At 50.8% G+C, this 17,892-nt stretch carries 13 protein-coding genes; all 13 read left to right on the top strand.

Annotated features, from left to right (window positions below):
- The first annotated feature begins 68 nt into the window (after window positions 1-68).
- Window positions 69-1,352: an ABC transporter substrate-binding protein gene (locus AC0DBE_RS14625; protein ID WP_014112959.1), complete on the top strand. Its 1,284-nt coding sequence runs from the start codon at window positions 69-71 to the stop codon at window positions 1,350-1,352.
- The gene (locus AC0DBE_RS14620) at window positions 1,349-2,278 is read left to right on the top strand and encodes a carbohydrate ABC transporter permease (protein WP_088884194.1); all 930 of its coding nucleotides are present in this window, start codon (window positions 1,349-1,351) and stop codon (window positions 2,276-2,278) included. Before AC0DBE_RS14625 ends, AC0DBE_RS14620 begins: the two co-directional genes overlap by 4 nt.
- 3 nt (window positions 2,279-2,281) lie before the next feature.
- The gene (locus tag AC0DBE_RS14615; protein ID WP_072565899.1) at window positions 2,282-3,172 is read left to right on the top strand and encodes a carbohydrate ABC transporter permease; all 891 of its coding nucleotides are present in this window, start codon (window positions 2,282-2,284) and stop codon (window positions 3,170-3,172) included.
- A 16-nt stretch (window positions 3,173-3,188) separates the two neighbouring features.
- Window positions 3,189-4,223, top strand: a complete 1,035-nt coding sequence (gene yesR, locus AC0DBE_RS14610) for a rhamnogalacturonyl hydrolase YesR (RefSeq protein WP_061186159.1) — start codon at window positions 3,189-3,191, stop codon at window positions 4,221-4,223.
- A gap of 22 nt (window positions 4,224-4,245) precedes the next feature.
- Window positions 4,246-6,531 carry a transcriptional regulator YesS gene (gene yesS / locus AC0DBE_RS14605; protein ID WP_472962642.1) on the top strand — a complete coding sequence of 762 codons (2,286 nt, stop codon included), beginning with the start codon at window positions 4,246-4,248 and terminating at the stop codon, window positions 6,529-6,531.
- A 13-nt stretch (window positions 6,532-6,544) separates the two neighbouring features.
- On the top strand, window positions 6,545-7,243 hold the full coding sequence (rhgT, locus tag AC0DBE_RS14600) for a rhamnogalacturonan acetylesterase (RefSeq protein WP_472962640.1): 699 nt from the start codon (window positions 6,545-6,547) through the stop codon (window positions 7,241-7,243).
- A complete protein-coding gene (locus AC0DBE_RS14595) occupies window positions 7,236-7,898 on the top strand; it encodes a YesU family protein (RefSeq protein ID WP_472962639.1) in 663 nt (220 codons plus the stop codon). The genes rhgT and AC0DBE_RS14595 overlap by 8 nt, the downstream gene beginning before the upstream one ends.
- On the top strand, window positions 7,895-8,521 hold the full coding sequence (locus tag AC0DBE_RS14590) for a YesL family protein (protein WP_072182251.1): 627 nt from the start codon (window positions 7,895-7,897) through the stop codon (window positions 8,519-8,521). The genes AC0DBE_RS14595 and AC0DBE_RS14590 overlap by 4 nt, the downstream gene beginning before the upstream one ends.
- A 138-nt stretch (window positions 8,522-8,659) precedes the next feature.
- The gene (rhgW, locus tag AC0DBE_RS14585) at window positions 8,660-10,504 is read left to right on the top strand and encodes a rhamnogalacturonan lyase (RefSeq protein WP_472962637.1); all 1,845 of its coding nucleotides are present in this window, start codon (window positions 8,660-8,662) and stop codon (window positions 10,502-10,504) included.
- A gap of 46 nt (window positions 10,505-10,550) precedes the next feature.
- Window positions 10,551-12,389: a rhamnogalacturonan exolyase gene (rhgX, locus tag AC0DBE_RS14580; protein ID WP_472962635.1), complete on the top strand. Its 1,839-nt coding sequence runs from the start codon at window positions 10,551-10,553 to the stop codon at window positions 12,387-12,389.
- Window positions 12,390-12,543: 154 nt separating this feature from the next.
- The gene (locus AC0DBE_RS14575; RefSeq protein WP_014112969.1) at window positions 12,544-13,197 is read left to right on the top strand and encodes a rhamnogalacturonan acetylesterase; all 654 of its coding nucleotides are present in this window, start codon (window positions 12,544-12,546) and stop codon (window positions 13,195-13,197) included.
- Window positions 13,198-13,202: 5 nt separating this feature from the next.
- Window positions 13,203-15,197, top strand: a complete 1,995-nt coding sequence (locus tag AC0DBE_RS14570) for a beta-galactosidase (protein ID WP_472962633.1) — start codon at window positions 13,203-13,205, stop codon at window positions 15,195-15,197.
- 44 nt (window positions 15,198-15,241) lie between these two features.
- Window positions 15,242-17,815 carry an exo-rhamnogalacturonan lyase family protein gene (locus AC0DBE_RS14565; RefSeq protein WP_087987761.1) on the top strand — a complete coding sequence of 858 codons (2,574 nt, stop codon included), beginning with the start codon at window positions 15,242-15,244 and terminating at the stop codon, window positions 17,813-17,815.
- Window positions 17,816-17,892: the final 77 nt, after the last annotated feature.

The raw sequence follows: 17,892 nt of genomic DNA, 5'->3' as shown, positions 1-17,892 counted from the left end.
TGAGTGTTTCGCCCCATCCGAACACTTTAAAATAAAATGTAAGCACTTACATTAAAGGGGGGATTGGTTTGAAGAAGATTTGTTACGTGCTGTTAACACTTGTCTGCGTCTTTTTTTTCAGCGGATGTTCTTCAGGCGAAGAGGCATCGGGGAAAAAAGAAGACATTACGCTCAGAATCGCATGGTGGGGCGGGCAGCCAAGGCATGATTATACAACGAAGGTGATTGAACTATATGAGAAAAAGAATCCGCACGTCAATATTGATGCGGAATTTGCTAACTGGGATGACTACTGGAAAAAGCTCGCGCCGATGTCTGCCGCCGGCCAGCTTCCTGATGTCATTCAAATGGATACCGCTTATTTGGCACAGTACGGAAAGAAGAACCAGCTGGAAGATTTAACGCCGTATACAAAGGATGGAACGATTGATGTCAGTTCAATCGACGAGAATATGCTGTCGGGCGGAAAAATTGACAATAAGCTCTATGGGTTTACGCTGGGCGTCAACGTGCTGTCTGCGATTGCGAATGATGATTTACTGAAGAAAGCCGGTGTGTCCATCAATCAGGAAAACTGGGCGTGGGAGGATTACGAGAAGCTGGCGTATGACCTTCAGGAAAAAGCCGGCGTCTACGGCTCCAATGGAATGCATCCGCCTGATATTTTCTTCCCTTATTATTTGCGCACGAAGGGTGAGCGTTTTTATAAAGAAGACGGCACAGGCCTCGCGTATCAGGATGATCAGCTGTTTGTCGATTATTTTGAACGGCAGCTGAGGCTGGTGAAAGCGAAAACATCCCCAACACCTGATGAAAGCGCACAGATTAAAGGGATGGAGGACGACTTTATCGTCAAAGGCAAGTCAGCAATTACATGGAACTACTCCAATCAATATTTGGGCTTTGCCCGATTGACAGACTCGCCGCTGTCTCTTTATCTGCCGCCGGAGCAAATGAAGGAAAAAGCGCTGACGCTGAAGCCGAGTATGCTGTTTTCGATCCCGAAAAGCTCTGAGCATAAAAAAGAGGCCGCAAAGTTTATCGATTTCTTCGTCAACAATAAAGAAGCCAACATGCTGATCAAAGGCGAACGGGGTGTTCCGGTTTCTGACAAGGTGGCGGACGCGATTAAACCGAAGCTGAATGAGGAAGAAGCCAACATCATCGAATATGTAGAAACTGCATCAAAAAACATCAGCAAAGCCGATCCGCCGGAGCCTGTGGGAAGCGCGGAGGTCATCAAGCTGCTGAAGGATACGTCTGATCAGATTCTGTATCAGAAGGTATCGCCGGAAAAAGCCGCCAAAACGTTCCGGAAGCAGGCCAATGAGATATTAGAGAGGAATAACTGACGGGAAATGGGGCTGATGCAATGAAAAAAAGCCGGAGTATGAGAAAAGACAATCTGGCGGGATATGCTTTTATTTCTCCGTTTATTATCGGATTCCTATGTTTTACGGTGATTCCGATGGGGGCGTCCTTGTTTCTGTCCTTCACAAGCTATGACTTGTTTACGGCGCCGAAATGGATCGGGCTCGATAACTACAAGGAAATGTTTACGGGTGACGAAAAGTATTGGCAGTCACTGAAGGTGACGTTTACGTATGTGCTTGCCGGGGTTCCGCTCCGCCTCGGCTTCGCGCTTTTTATCGCTGTCATTTTAAACAATGCATCAAAAGGAACGGCCATTTACAGAACGCTCTTTTATCTGCCTTCGATCATCGGCGGGAGCGTGGCCGTGGCGATTATGTGGCGCAATATTTTTGGCAATGACGGGGTCATCAATGCGCTGCTGTTTTTTGTCGGGATTGATCAAAAAATTCTTTGGTACCAGGACCCGGCTAGCGCGTTGTGGACATTGATTCTGCTGTCCGTCTGGCAGTTCGGGTCATCGATGCTGATTTTTCTGGCCGGGCTGAAAAACATTCCGTCTTCGTATTTGGAAGCGGCAAGCGTGGATGGGGCAAATCGGGTGCAGCGTTTCTTTAAAATTACGCTTCCGATCCTCACGCCGATTATTTTCTTTAATCTTGTGATGCAGACGATTTCTGCTTTTATGACATTTACACCTGCCTATATCATCTCGAAGGGCGAGGGCGGGCCGCTTGACGGGACGCTTTTGTATTCGCTCTATTTGTTCCAGCGGGCGTTCAACTATTTTCAAATGGGCTACGCATCGGCGATGGCGTGGATCATGCTCATCATTGTCGGGCTGATTACGCTGATTTTGTTTAAAACATCGTCATATTGGGTTCATTACGAGTCAAAGGAGGAATGACGGATGGAGCCGGTCAACCAGCCTGTCAGAGAAGCCCCGGTTTTTGAGAGAAAAAAAGCCGGGCGCGTCAGGCCCAAACGCATACTGTTCCATGTTTTTACGGCATCGCTGGCAGTGTTATTGCTGTACCCGGTCATTTGGCTGTTTGTCAGCTCGTTTAAGGAAAGCTCCAGTATTTTTACAACCTCTCATTCTCTCATTCCCGATCCTTTTATTCTCAGCAACTATGCTGAAGGATGGAAGGGCATTGCGGGGCAGCCGTTTCTGACCTTTATTAAAAACTCGGCGATCATTGTCGGCCTGTCAACAATCGGCGCCGTCCTGTCATCGGCTGTCATTGCGTACGGATTTGCGCGCATCCCGTTTAAGGGGAAAGCGTTTTGGTTCGCCTGCATGATGGGGACGTTAATGCTGCCGCATGAAGTGCTGATGATTCCGCAGTACATTTTGTTTGCGAAATTAGACTGGCTGAATTCTTTTAAACCGATTGTCGTTCCGCAATTTTTCGGGCATGCGTTTTTTATTTTTCTGATGATCCAGTTTATCCGGACGATTCCCGAGGAGCTGGATGAAGCCGCTCGAATCGATGGCTGCGGGCGCTTTGCCTGCTTTTGGCGGATCATTCTTCCGCTGATTGCCCCAGCGCTTGCGACGTCTGCGATTTTCTCCTTCTATTGGAAGTGGGAGGAGCTGATTCAGCCGCTCCTGTATTTGAATAAGCCGGAGCTTTATCCAGTTTCGCTTGCGCTGAAGCTTTTCCTCGATACGGAATCGGCTTCGAACTGGGGCGCGATGTTTGCTATGTCGGCCGTCTCGTTATTGCCTGTGATTCTTGTATTCTTTTTGTTTCAGAAATATATCGTTCAGGGCATCAGTACGACCGGATTAAAATAAAAAAGGAGTGTTGCAGATGGCACAGCTTATCTTTGACGAAGAAAAGGTGACGTCCGTCATTGACCGGATCGTGAAACGGACATTTCAGATGGATTTTGCGTGGGATTGGCCGGGCGGCGTCGCGTTTTACGGCGTGGCGGAGGCTTATGAAGCGACGGAAAACGAGGAATATATCAATCTGTTAAAAACGTGGGTGGATGAGCAGCTGGAGGATGGGCTGCCGCCGCTTTCGATCAACGGGGTTTCCATCGGACATACGCTTTTGTTCCTCCACAAGGTGACGGGTGATCACGTATATTTGGAAACAGCGGGCGAGATGGCGGAGTATGTGCTGCATAAAGCGCCGCGCTTTGGCGAGGGGATTCTTCAGCATACGGTTAATTCGACAGAGTACGTGTTTCCTGAACAGGCATGGGCGGATACGCTGATGATGGCGGGACTGTTTATGCTGAGAATCGGGCGGGTGATGGAGCGTGAGGATTATTTTGAAGACGGCCTGCGCCAGTTTCACGGACATGAAGACGTGCTTCAGGACCCTGTCACGAATTTGTACTACCACGCCTGGGACAATAAAGCGCAAAATCATCTGTCGGGGATTTATTGGGGCAGGGCGAACGGCTGGGCGGCACTTACGATGGCGAAGGCGCTCCCGCTCATTGAGGTGACGCATCCTTCCTTTATGATCATCGACGGATCGCTCAGAGATCAGCTAAGCGCGCTCGTCCGGCTTCAGGACGATACAGGGCTGTGGCATACCATTTTGGATGACCCGGATTCATATCTCGAAGTTTCGGCATCGGCTGGGATTGCCTCTGCTCTGCTGTCGAACGGAAAGCTGTATACGAAATATGTGCAGAAATCGCTTGCCGCCATTTTGGATGCGGTAGAAGAGGACGGACGGGTCAGCAAGGTATCGGCCGGAACAGCCGTCATGAAAAATGCAGAAGGATACAAACAGGTGCCTTACAAACGAATACAAGGATGGGGACAGGGACTTGCGCTGACGTTTCTTGCTGATGTGTTGAGAACGAAAAAACGCGTGTATCAGTAAAGATGGCGGCGGGGGGAAAGGGATGAAAAAACAGCCTCAACAGAAGGAACGGGTTTCACGCTGGAAGGGAACGTATTTCAAAAGAAACTTTGTCTTCATTTTGCTGATTGCCTGTATTCCCGGATTGCTGACTGGCGGCGCTATCTACTTTTTTTCGATCGATAAGGTAGAGAAAGAGCTGCAGAGATCACATGAAACACAGGTGGCGCGTGAAGTCAGCCGAATGGATGAGAAACTGGGAGTGCTGGAGCTGACTCTCACCCAGATGGCATATGATTCTTCGCTGATGAACGGATTGGCCGAGAGGGATTTGGAGAAAGACTTTACGTTCTCCTATCAATTAACGAAAAAACTGTTTCTTTTACGGGACCAGCAGCCGCTGATCGAGCAGGCTTCCATCTTTCTGAACAGCCCCCGGCCTCTTGTACTGAGCCCTGAATACAGCGCTTTGACAGAACAGGAGGCGCTTCGCAAGTATCGCTCGCTGCTTGCCTCAGACAACAGTATTTATTGGAACCGATCCGGAAATCAAGCGATGCTGATCCAGCTCATTCCGGGCGCAGCGGAGAAACCGTTCGGCGCGATCATGCTGGCGGTTGATCCGAAAGAAATGGAGTCCATCCTGCAAAGCTTGTCCCCTTATCCTGATGGCAGTGCGCTGCTTCTGGATCAAAATCAGGAGGTGCTTTTTCACGAGGGAGAAATAGATTTTGAAAAGACTTTACTTCAAGAGGTAAAGAAACAGCCGAAAGAGAAAGGCCATTTTCAGATGGAATGGGACGGCAAGGTGTATTCCGTCTCATTTGGAGAAATGAACCGCATGCATCAGCAGTGGACCTTTGTGTCAGCGGCGCCTCTTTCAGCCATTACAGCGCCGATGGTGTTTTTATCAAAAGTGATCATCGTGATGCTTGTCATTTGCATCTGCTTGGCGGTGTGCATGACGTGGTATGCATCAAAAAAAATCTATCGCCCCATTCAGCATTTGCTTGGCTTGTTTACCGGGGGAGAGAAGAAAACATGGCAGGCGTCCGGGCAGGATGAATTCAAGTGGATTGAAAAGCGATGGCATGATCTATCCCTTGAAAGCCAGAAACTTCAAAAGCAGCTCCTGCGGCAGACACCCCATATGAAAAAGAGTTTCTTTCAGCACCTCTTGCAGGGCGATTTTTACTATGACAACGAGAAAAGCCTCAGATCGCGGATGGAGGAGGCTGGATGGAGCATCGGAGAAAAAGTGTTTCAGGTGCTTGATCTTCAGGTAACAGGCCTCCGCTGTGAAAAAAGCATCTTTCGTGCCGGTGATGAACAGCTTGCTGTATTTACGCTGACAAATCTGGCCGAGGAGCTTGCGGCAAAACGCTGTTTTCAGACCTCTGTTCTTGATATCGGCCGGCTTTCCGTCACCTTGCTTGTGATGAAAACAAACAGCTCTGATCTGAAGGCGTATGTAACGGAGCTGGCACGCCAATTTGACGATGTTACCGGATTAAGCCTGTCCGGAACGATGAGCAGGAAGACGGAGCGTGTCACGGAGATCCCTGCTTTATTTCAGGATGTAAAAAGCGGCAAATCCCGCAGGCAGTTTGCCAATCGGCATCAGGTGATTGATTTGCAGGCCGACTTCCCTCAGGGTGAGCAATCCGCCCCTTATTATCCTTTTGAACTGGAAAAACAAATTGTTCAGGCCATCCGGCTGGAAAGAAAACAGGAGGCCGAGGAATTGATACATGTATGCATGGAGGACCTGGCGGAAAAGGCGGTCATAGACAGGCATGTGCACTCCGCCCTGATTCAGCTGTTTTCCCGCATTCAGGAGGATATTTTGCATTCCGGGCTCAATCCGAGTGACCTATTTCAGCATCGGGAGCTGCTTCTTGACATTTCAGAATTGCGCGAACCTAATGAAGCAACGGCCTGGCTGATGGATGCTGTGGTGACGCCTTACCTTTCCAAGCTTGAGGGCAGAAAAAACAGACAGCAAAAGCAGCTGGCGGATCGTGTCATCGCCATGATTCACGAACAGTATATGGCGGATATTTCCCTGGAAAGCTGTGCCGATGCGCTCGGCATGAATTCATATACGTTAAGCAAGGCATTTAAGCAAGTGACCGGCATTAATTTTATAGATTATGTGACCCAAATCAGAATCGAAAAGGCGAAAGAGCTGCTGGTGAATACGAATAAAAAAATTCATGACGTGTCGGAAGAAGTCGGCTACCGCCACAATTACTTCAATCGGATTTTTAAAAAACAGGTCGGCATGCCGCCTGGTGTCTTCAGGCAAATGTATCAGGAAACGCCGTGAAAGGAGAGAACATGTGATGGAGGAACCGATTCAAGTGTTTTTAGCGGGGGATTCCACCGTGAGTGACTGCCCGCCTCATGAAGCGCCGATGGCGGGGTGGGGGCAGGTATTCGGGCAATTGTTTTCTGAAGATGTGAAGGTGCACAATCACGCCAAAGGAGGGGCAAGCACCAATTCTTTTGTGGAGGAAGGAAGGCTTCAGGCGATTGCCGAGCGCATCAGACAGGGCGATTATTTGTTTATTCAATTCGGCCACAATGACCAGAAACCGCGCGGGACGAAGCCGTACTCTACGTTTCAGCAATTTCTCACCCTGTTTGCAGATACGGCACGCGAAAAGGGAGCGCATCCTGTCTTTGTCACATCGGTGCAGCGCCGCCGTTTTGATGAAAACGGACGGATCGAGCATACACTTGGCGAGTACCCTGATGCGATGAAAGCACTGGCGAAGGAGCTTGATGTGCCTGTGATTGATCTGTTGGCAAAAACAAAAGAGCTCTATGAAGCATACGGACCGGAGGAGTCGAAAAGATTGTTCGTTTGGTTTCAGCCGAATGAACATCCGAATTATCCGGACGGCATTGAGGACAATACGCATTTTTCAGAAAAAGGGGCAATGGAGGTTGCGAAGCTTGTGGCAGAAGGCATTGAAGAACTCGGTCTTCCGCTGAAGGATCATCTCGTGAGCCGGGAGGGAAAAGAATATGTATAAGGAAGGCGCGTGCCTGTACCGCAATCCGCTCCAGTCAGCAAGCGATGTGAAGGACTGGCGGATGGAGGGAGGCGGACAGATCACATTTGACGATCACCGCTTGCATCTGTCGCATGTTCAGGACGAAGCACACTTTGTCTATTGGTGCCCGGAAACGTTTCCGGATGGCATCATTGTGACGTGGGACTTCTCTCCGATTGAGCAGCCTGGGTTGTGTATGCTGTTTTTTGCCGCTGCGGGGATTGGAGGCGAAGATTTGTTTGATCCAAGTCTCAAGAAAAGAACGGGAAAATACCCTGAATATCATTCGGGGGATATCAATGCGCTCCACCTGTCGTATTTCCGCAGAAAATACGCGGAGGAAAGAGCGTTCCGCACCTGCAATTTAAGAAAAAGCCGCGGTTTCCATCTCGCCACGATGGGAGCCGATCCGCTCCCATCTCCAGACGACGCTGATTCCCCGTATCATATGAAGCTCATTAAAGACAAAGGCTATGTGCACTTTTCAATCAATGATTTGCCCATTCTTGAATGGATGGACGACGGCAGCACCTACGGGTCTGTGTTAACAAAAGGGAAAATCGGGTTCCGGCAGATGGCGCCCATGAAAGCCGCTTATCGAGATTTTGCTGTGCATCAAGCGGTGAGAAGATGAGGACGACGGTAACGGATGCGCTTTATGCAGGCTGTGAAGCGGTGGTGAAAATTGCGTGGCTCAACGGGCTGTGGCTGTTGTTTACGCTTTTGGGCGGCGTTCTTTTCGGATGGGCGCCGAGCACTGCCGCGATGTGTGCCGTCATACGGAAATGGCTGATGGGGCAAAAGGATATCCCGGTGTTTCCGTTATTTCTCGATACCTACAAAAAAGAGTTTCTCAAGGTCAATGCAATTGGACTGGCGTTTGCGGCTCTTTTGCTCATATTGTCCGCGAATTATCATTATTTTTCTGCAAGTACGGATTGGCTGTCCTTTACCGTAACAAGCTGCACGTTGCTTGCGGGGCTTTTGTATATCATTGCGCTGATGTATGTATTTCCCCTTTATGTGCATTACCAGCTCCCGCTTCGCAAATATATTCCGCAAGCGCTGCTGTTTGGCGCCATGCGGCCGCTGACGACCGGATGTATGCTGATCGGGTGCGGATTTGTCCTTTACCTGCTGTATACGCTCCCGGGCTTGATCCCATTTTACGGCCCATGTTTATTTGGGCTAGTGTCGATGTTTTTTGCTCTCAGAGGATTTCAAAAGACGGAGGCCCAGCACCACCAAGCCGGATAACAAAAAAATGACAATCGCGCAAAAAAGTGCAGTGTCCGAAAAAGGCAGATGCAAAAAAGTGTAATTGAAGACAGATCACAAAGCGCATAAAATCCAATTTAAGTAAGCGCTTACAGAAAAATGAGAAGGAGCTGTCTGATGATTAAACGAAGGAAACGCTTGTTTACCGCTGTTACGTTGCTGGTCTTGTTGGTGATGGGAACCACTGTATGTCCTGTGAAAGCTGAAGGAGCAGCGCGGCAGATGGAAGCGCTGAACCGGGGGCTTGTGGCGGTCAAGACGGACGGCGGCATTTTTGTCAGCTGGCGGTTTCTTGGCACTGAAAACGCATCTGTTTCGTTCAATGTGTACAGAGACGGACAAAAGCTGAATACTGCGCCTGTCAAAACCACGAACTATGTGGATAAAAACGGATCGGCTGGCTCAACGTATACGGTTCGGGCTGTCGTAAACGGTACCGAACAGGCGGCTTCTGAAAAAGCCTCCGTATGGGCGCAGCCGTATCATTCCGTCCCGCTGGATAAACCGGCTGGCGGCACGACGCCAAAGGGTGAAGCTTACACCTACAGCGCCAATGACGCAAGTGTTGGCGATGTGGATGGTGACGGGCAATACGAGCTGATCCTGAAATGGGACCCGTCTAATTCAAAGGACAACTCACAGGATGGCTATACGGGTGACGTACTGATTGACGCCTATAAACTTGACGGAACGAAGCTATGGCGGATCAATCTCGGCAAAAACATCAGAGCGGGAGCGCACTACACCCAGTTTATGGTGTATGACCTTGATGGTGACGGAAAAGCGGAAGTGGCGATGAAAACGGCAGACGGGACAAAAGACGGCACAGGCAAAGTGATTGGAAATGCCAATGCTGATTACAGAAATGAACAGGGGCGTGTGCTTTCAGGGCCGGAATACCTTACTGTGTTTCAAGGTGCAACCGGGAAAGAGCTTGTCACAACAAACTTTGAACCGGCCCGCGGCAATGTGTCAGATTGGGGAGACAGCTACGGCAACCGGGTTGACCGTTTTCTCGCCGGCATTGCCTACCTCGACGGACAGCGGCCGAGCCTGATCATGACCAGAGGGTATTATGCCAAAACCGCGCTTGTCGCCTATAACTTCAGAGACGGAAAGCTGTCAAAGCTTTGGACGTTCGATTCTTCGAAGTCTGGAAATGAGGCGTTTGCCGGACAGGGGAATCACAGCCTGAGCATCGCTGATGTTGACGGGGACGGAAAGGATGAGATCATTTTCGGCTCAATGGCTGTTGATCATGATGGAAAAGGCATGTATTCAACTGGCTTAGGCCACGGGGATGCCCTCCATACCGGGGATCTTGATCCGAGCCGGCCGGGTCTTGAGGTGTTTCAAGTTCATGAGGACAAAAATGCAAAATACGGCTTATCCTTCCGTGATGCGGCAACCGGAAAAATCCTTTGGGGCGTTCATGCAGGCAAGGATGTAGGCCGGGGGATGGCTGCTGATATTGACCCGCGTTATCCGGGACAGGAAGTGTGGGCAAACGGTTCTCTTTACACAGCGAAAGGCGTCAAAATCGGAAGCAGTGTTCCGTCATCGACCAACTTCGGCATCTGGTGGGACGGCGACTTGCTGCGGGAACAGCTGGACAGCAACCGAATCGATAAGTGGGATTATCAAAACGGCGTATCGAAAAATATGCTGACTGCATCAGGCGCGGCCGCCAACAACGGCACAAAAGCAACGCCGACGCTTCAGGCTGATCTGCTTGGGGACTGGCGAGAGGAAGTCGTGTGGAGAACGGAGGACAGCAGTGCGCTCCGCATTTACACGACAACCATTCCGACTGAGCATAGGCTGTACACGCTGATGCACGATCCTGTGTACCGGCTTGGCATCGCCTGGCAAAATGTCGCGTATAACCAGCCGCCGCACACAAGCTTCTTTTTAGGAGAGGGCATGGCGGAACAGCCAAAACCGAATATGTATACGCCTTAATAGAAAGGGGGAAGGAACGGGCTGCACGCAGCCCGTTCCCATTAAAATGAAGCCAAAAAAGAGGCAGATGGAATACTTGACCAGAGGCTTAATTGCGGTCAAGACGGAGCAGGGCGTGTTTGTCAGCTGGCGTTTTCTCGGAACGGATCATGAGACGACGGCTTTTCACCTTTATCGGGATGGAAGGCGGATCACCCGCGAGCCTATCGCGGACAGCACCAATTTTCTCGATCAAAACGGAACGGCGGACTCTGTTTACCAGGTGGCGGCCGTCAATAAGGGACGGGAAGAAAAGCTGTCCAAAGAAGCTCCCGTCTGGCGGGAAAATGCCCTAGAGGTTCCGCTTAACAAACCGGAGGGCGGTATCACGCCGGACGGAAAGCCGTACACCTACAGCGCCAATGATGCCAGTGTCGGGGATGTGGATGGGGATGGGGAATATGAAATCATCCTGAAGTGGGACCCGTCCAATTCAAAAGACAACGCCCATGACGGATATACCGGGGAGGTTCTCATAGATGCCTATAAACTGGACGGCACCTTTTTGTGGCGCATCAACCTCGGCAAAAACATCAGAGCAGGCGCGCATTATACCCAGTTTATGGTCTATGACCTGGACGGTGACGGAAAAGCAGAAATCGCCATGAAAACAGCCGACGGCACAACAGACGGGAAAGGACACATCATTGGCGATGAGCATGCCGATTTTAGGAACGAACAGGGCAGAATCCTGTCCGGTCCAGAATATTTGACTGTGTTTAAAGGAGAAACCGGTGAAGCGCTCACGACCGTGGAATATGAACCGCCCCGCGGCAAGCTGGAAGATTGGGGAGATGGCTACGGAAACCGCATGGACCGTTTTCTCGCCGGGATCGCTTATTTGGATGGGGAGCGGCCGAGCCTCGTGATGGCGCGCGGCTACTATACGAGAGCTGTACTCGTGGCATACGATTTCAGAAACGGAAGGCTCAAAAAACGCTGGATATTTGATTCCAATCAGCCGGGCCATGAAGCGTATGCAGGGCAGGGCAACCACAGCTTGAGTGTGGCAGATGTTGACGGAGACGGGAAGGATGAAATCATTTACGGCGCCATGGCGATTGATCATGACGGCACAGGCTTGTACACAACGGGGCTCGGACACGGAGACGCGATGCATGTAGGGGATCTGGATCCGTCCCGAAAAGGGCTTGAAGTGTTTCAGGTGCATGAGGATGCCTCGAAACCGTACGGACTGTCGCTGCGTGATGCCGGAACCGGCGAGATTTTGTGGGGCGTTCATGCCGGAACTGACGTCGGCAGGGGCATGGCGGCTCATATAGACCCAAACTACAAAGGATCGCTCGTCTGGGGAATCGATCCGCCGAGCAATGACGGAATGTCATACGGCCTTTTTACCAGTAAAGGAGAAAAAATCAGTGACAAAGCGCCCATCTCAGCCAATTTCGCCATCTGGTGGGACGGCGACTTGGTCAGGGAGCTGCTTGATCATGACTGGGACGGAACGGCCGGCCGGCCGAAGATTGAAAAGTGGGATGCTGAAAACCACTGTCTGAAGACGATTTTTCAGCCGGACGGCGTGCTGTCCAACAACGGCACAAAAGGAAATCCTGTTCTTCAGGCCAACCTGTTCGGAGACTGGCGGGAAGAAGTGATATGGAGAACGGAAGACAGCAGCGCGCTCCGTATCTATACAACGATACATCTCACCCGCCATCGCTTTTATACGCTTATGCACGATCCGGTTTACAGGCTCGGCATCGCCTGGCAGAACACCGCCTACAACCAGCCGCCGCACACGGGCTTTTACCTCGGAACGGGAATGAAAAAACCGCCGAAGCCCGCCCTGTACATAGCGGGCAGCAAAGCGGAGGCGCCGCTATAGGAGGAACTACGAAGCAAAGGCTGAACAGTACGACAAGATGACTTAATCAAAGCCAGGACGACCAATGTTCAGGCGCTAAACTCACCTGTTTTTCAAGGGAAGAGCTGTCCATGATTGATGCCATATGAAACGAAAAAACGAGGGGGAATGAGATATGGCAAATCACATTTATCTTGCTGGCGATTCGACTGTTCAAACGTATGGAGACAGCACAAATCAAGGGGGCTGGGGGCAGTTTCTCGGCTCGCATCTGCCGGAGCATATCCAGGTGATCAACAGAGCAATCGGGGGAAGAAGCTCGAAAACATTTGTGGAAGAGGGCAGGCTTCAGGCGATTCTTGATGTGATTGAGCCGGGTGACTGGCTGTTTGTGCAGATGGGCCATAATGACGCGTCGAAAAATAAGCCGGAGCGCTACACCGAGCCCTATACCACCTATAAACAATATTTAAAGCAATATATCGCAGGCGCGCGGGAAAAAGGCGCCCATCCGCTTCTCATTACCCCTGTAGCCCGCTTTCATTATGAAAACGGCGTGTTTTTGAACGACTTTCCTGATTATTGCATTGCCATGAAGCAGACGGCTGCTGAGGAGAATGTCCAGCTCATTGATCTGATGGAGAAAAGCCTTGCTTTCTTTACCGAGAAGGGCGAGGAAAAAGTGTACACCTATTTTATGGTGTCAGAAGGAATGAACGATTACACGCACTTTACAAAAAAAGGCGCAAATGAAATGGCGAAACTTGTGGCAAAAGGCATAAAGGAGCTCGGCCTGCCATTGACAGAATCGATCATCAAAGAAGGGTGAAAAATGTGAGGAGAAAACTGTATCACGGTGCTTGCTATTATCCAGAACTATGGGATGAAGAGACGATTCAGCAGGACATTGACATCATGCGTGAAGTTGGCGTGAATGTTGTGCGGATCGGCGAATTTGCCTGGTCTGTCATGGAACCGGAAGAAGGAAAAATTGACGTCAGTTTTTTCAAAGAGATCATCACCCGGCTGTATGATAACGGCATCGAAACGATCATGTGCACGCCGACGCCTACACCGCCGATTTGGCTGTCGCACGGCCGGCCGGAGCGTATGCATGTAAACGAAAAAAGAGAGGTCATGGGGCATGGCTCCCGTCAGCATGCTTGTACGAACAACCCGTATTTCCGAAAAAAAGCCGCCATCATTACCACAAGCATCGCCAAGGAGCTTGGCCAGCTCCCGGGACTGATCGGCTGGCAGCTAGACAATGAGTTTAAATGCCATGTTGCAGAATGCATGTGTGAGACGTGCTTGCACTTATGGCATGACTGGCTCAGAAACCGCTATGGCGTGATTGAGCGGTTAAACGAGGCATGGGGAACCAATGTGTGGAGCGAAACCTACCAGACGTTTGAGCAAGTGCCGCAGCCGGGGCCAGCCCCGTTTCTGCATCACGCCTCTCTAAGCACCATGTATCAGCTGTTTTCGATGGAGAGGATCGCTTCATTTGCGGATGAACAGGCCAAAATCATCCGCTGCTATTCGGATGCGCCGATCACGCATAACGGCTCTGTCATGTTCAGCGTGGACAATGAGCGGATGTTTCGGAATCTCGATTTTGCCTCCTATGATACGTACGCTTCGCAGGAAAACGCTTCTGCTTTTTTATTGAACTGTGATTTGTGGAGGAACTTGAAACACGGGCGCCCGTTTTGGATTTTGGAAACGAGTCCGTCGTATGCCGCCTCGCTCGAAAGCTCCGCGTTTCCGCATGCCGATGGGTATTTACAGGCCGAAGCCGTATCTTCCTACGCCTTAGGAAGCGAGGGTTTTTGCTATTGGCTGTGGCGCCAGCAGCGTTCGGGCAGCGAGATTTCACACGGTTCGGTTCTCAGTGCCTGGGGCGAGCCGACCGTGGGCTATCAGAACGTGCTGGCAGTCGAGCGGGCAAGAAAGGACATCGAACAGGTGATTTTATCGACTGTGCCCGTTCAAGCCGAGGCAGCGATGACGTACTCCGACAGAGCAAAAGCATTTATCAAAACGGAGCCTCACCGGGGACTCCAGCACCGTACGCTTGTGACCCATTTTTATGAGCGTATTCTTAACACGGGGATACACCGTGACCTCATTCCGGAAGGCGTTCCACTGGACGGCTACCGCTTGCTGTTTACGCCATTTGTGCCGTATCTGTCTTCGGATTTTATCCAAAAAGCTTCGGCATTCGCTGAAGCTGGAGGCATCTGGATTGTTGGACCGCTGACAGGGGGACGCTCAAGCGAGCATACAATTCATACCGATTGCGGGCTTGGCGAACTTGAGAAAACAGCCGGGATCAAAACGCTGTTTACCTTTCCAATGAACGAGGATGCGAATACAGGGAAAGCGTTTGGCATCACGGCGCCACTGGGGCTGTGGAGCGCGGTGTTTGATACAGAGAACGGAAACACCCTAGGCACGGTTGAGTCAGGACCGGCAGCAGGCCATGCTTTTCTGACAGAACGGAAGCACGGCAAGGGAAAAATCGTCATGCTCGGCTCGCTTCCATCCGGGAAAAAAGGGGATGCGATGCTGGAAGCGCTCGTCAGGCATTATGCCGCTGAAGCAGCCATTTCCGTTCGGTCGGATGTAACACCCGGCACGATCGTTGCCCCTCGCAAAGGCGATAACGGCCTTGTGTGGGTCATCGTGAATATGGATGGAAAAGGCGGAAGCGTAACATTGCCGGAAGCGGGAACGGATTTGTTGACGAACCGTTCGGAAAAAGCGGGGAGGCTGGCGGTCGGACCGCATGAATACCGTGTGATTCAGTTTGACAATCACAGCTGATTCTTTGCATCGAATCAGCTTTTTTCTATGGAGGGAGAGAACTGATGAAAAAGATGAAATGGTTATCAGAACAGCCAAAGGTGACAAGCGGTGTGACGTGGGGCGTGCCATGGAAAAAAGGAGAATTGAAAAAGGGTGACCGTCTGGCGCTTGTGAATGAAAACGCGGAAAGCCAATTTGTGCAAAGCGAACCGTCGGCCTATTGGCCGGACGGGAGCATCAAGTGGACGAAGCACGCGGCAGTGTTCAGCGGACAGGACCATCAAAGCTTTGCAGTGCAAAAAGGAGAAGCCCTGAAGCCAGGTGAAACGCTCAGCATCAAAGAGTCAAAGCATGACATCCAAGTGGATACAGGAACGCTCGTCTGTGCCATCCATAAAACAGGCTCCGATCTTATTCAATCATTGCAGATTAACGGAGAGCCGATCGCCGCAGGCGGGAGGCTCGTTGCCATAAGAGAAACGAGAAAAGAGACGGCGGCGGAAACGGTTCTTTTTCGTGAAACGTCTGTCAGCCTCATCAAACGTGCGGCGCTTGAGATGCAAGGACCTGTCAAAACAGTGATCAAAATAGAGGGCGTGCATATCCTCAAAAAAACAAATGAAGAATGGCTGCCGTTTGTGGTCAGATTGATATTTTATGCCGGGCTGTCTGAAATCGGCATCGTACATACGCAGCTGATTGACAGGAACGGTAAACAAGAATTCATTAAGGGGCTCGGTATCGAATTTGACCTTTTTTTGGAAGGGGAGCCGTACAACCGCCATTTCCGTTTTGCGGGAGAGAAAGGGATGTACAAAGAACCCGCCCAGCTGTTTGGCACACGTAAATTCAATGAACGGTATCCTCTTTATCAAAAACAAATCAATGGTGAAACGCTGTTTCCAAGTGAAGAGCACAAGGAATGGTTTGCGCACGGCACACAGAACGCGGTTTGGAATGATGTCAAGCTCGTGCAGGATTCCAGTGATCATTACAGCCTGTCAAAACGGACCGGAAAAGATTATGCGTGGGTAGGCATGCTGCATGGCAGCCGGGCGAAGGGGCTTTGCTATGCGGGCGGCGAAAATGGCGGCATAGCCCTCGGTCTGCGGTACTTTTTTGAGAAATACCCGTCAGCACTGGAAATCACAGGCCTTGCCGGCAGCCACCCAAAAATGACCGTCTGGTTTTGGCCTCCGGATGGAGGGGCGATGGATTTGCGGCATTATACAGGAAACACCCATGTGGCCAGCGCGTATGAGGGTTTTGATGAAATGCGTTCTGATCCGACCGGCATTGCCAACACAAATGAAATCAGCCTGTCGTGCTTTTCGCATATGCCATCTGATGATGTCCTTCATACGCTCGCTGACAAATGGCAGGCGCCGCCGCTGCTTGTTTGTGAGCCGGACGTCTATTACGAATCAAAGGCGCTCGGGGTTTGGAGTGTCATTGACACATCTCATCCGCTCAAAAAAGAGCTGGAAGAACAGCTCGACGCCGCATTTCTATTTTACAAAAAGGAAGTAGAGCAGCGCAGATGGTACGGGTTTTGGCATTATGGCGATGTCATGCATACGTATGACCCGATCCGGCATATGTGGCGGTATGATCTCGGCGGGTATGCATGGCAAAATAATGAGCTCGTTCCGACCTTATGGCTGTGGCAGGCGTTTTTCCGCTCTGGCAGAGGGGATATCTTCCGCATGGCAGAAGCCATGACCCGCCACACGAGCGAAACGGACAGCTTTCACCTCGGGGAATACGCAGGGCTTGGCTCACGGCATAATGTTGTTCATTGGGGATGCGGCTGCAAGGAAGCGAGGATCAGCATGGCCGGGCTTTATAAATTCTATTATTATCTGACGGGAGATGAGCGGACGGGAGATCTTTTGACAGAAGTGAAGGACGCCGATTACGCCCTCGTCAAAACCGATCCGATGCGCGCTTTTTATGAGAAAGGCGAGCACCCGACCCACGCCAGAACGGGACCGGACTGGGCGGCGTTTTGCTCGAACTGGCTGGCGGAATGGGAGCGGACCGAAAATCCGGCATATCTCAAAAAAATCGAAACGGGCATCAGCTGTCTGAAGCAGCTGCCGCTCCGCTTATTATCCGGTCCGACATTTGAATATGACCCGGAGACCTCGATGCTTCATCACATGGGAGATGGCATAGCGGGCGGATATCATATGATCATTGCCTTCGGCGCGCCGCAAGTGTGGATGGAGCTGGCTGAGCTTCTTGATGACCGGGAATGGGAGGAAATGCTGAGTGAATTCGGCGAATTTTACACACTCAGTGATGAAGAAAAACGGAAAAAAAGCGGAGGCGCTCTTCATGACAGGCATTTTCACTGGCCGATGTTTGCCGCTGCCATGACCGCCTACGCCGCAAGAAAAAAACAAGACCAGAAGCTCGCCGCCAAAGCGTGGAATCTTTTGCTCGACGATAAGCTGAGCCATACGCCGCTACCGATCAAACCAGAGCGCATTGAGACATGGACGCAGCTGGAGGAGCTCCCGTGGGTGACAACGAACACCGTCTCTCAATGGTGTTTGAACGTCATAGCAGCGCTGGAACTGATTGGAGATTCCCTTCCGGCAAAAAAAGATACATCCGGCAAAAAAGGATAACAGACGGAATTTCATAGGAGAAATGGTGCAAAAAATGAAGATTGCAAGAATTTATGTAAGCGCTTTATATTAGGAGA

Source organism: Bacillus sp. VA15, from assembly GCF_055721145.1.
This window is presented reverse-complemented; position numbering and strand designations above follow the sequence as displayed.

Bases quoted from the DNA above. Each gene is read 5' to 3' on its own strand.
- rhgW (WP_472962637.1), top strand. From the start codon at position 8,660: ATGATTAAACGAAGGAAACGCTTGTTTACCGCTGTTACGTTGCTGGTC.
- AC0DBE_RS14595 (WP_472962639.1), top strand. From the start codon at position 7,236: ATGTATAAGGAAGGCGCGTGCCTGTACCGCAATCCGCTCCAGTCAGCA.
- AC0DBE_RS14615 (WP_072565899.1), top strand. From the start codon at position 2,282: ATGGAGCCGGTCAACCAGCCTGTCAGAGAAGCCCCGGTTTTTGAGAGA.
- AC0DBE_RS14590 (WP_072182251.1), top strand. From the start codon at position 7,895: ATGAGGACGACGGTAACGGATGCGCTTTATGCAGGCTGTGAAGCGGTG.
- AC0DBE_RS14575 (WP_014112969.1), top strand. From the start codon at position 12,544: ATGGCAAATCACATTTATCTTGCTGGCGATTCGACTGTTCAAACGTAT.
- yesS (WP_472962642.1), top strand. From the start codon at position 4,246: ATGAAAAAACAGCCTCAACAGAAGGAACGGGTTTCACGCTGGAAGGGA.
- yesR (WP_061186159.1), top strand. From the start codon at position 3,189: ATGGCACAGCTTATCTTTGACGAAGAAAAGGTGACGTCCGTCATTGAC.
- rhgX (WP_472962635.1), top strand. From the start codon at position 10,551: ATGAAGCCAAAAAAGAGGCAGATGGAATACTTGACCAGAGGCTTAATT.
- AC0DBE_RS14565 (WP_087987761.1), top strand. From the start codon at position 15,242: ATGAAAAAGATGAAATGGTTATCAGAACAGCCAAAGGTGACAAGCGGT.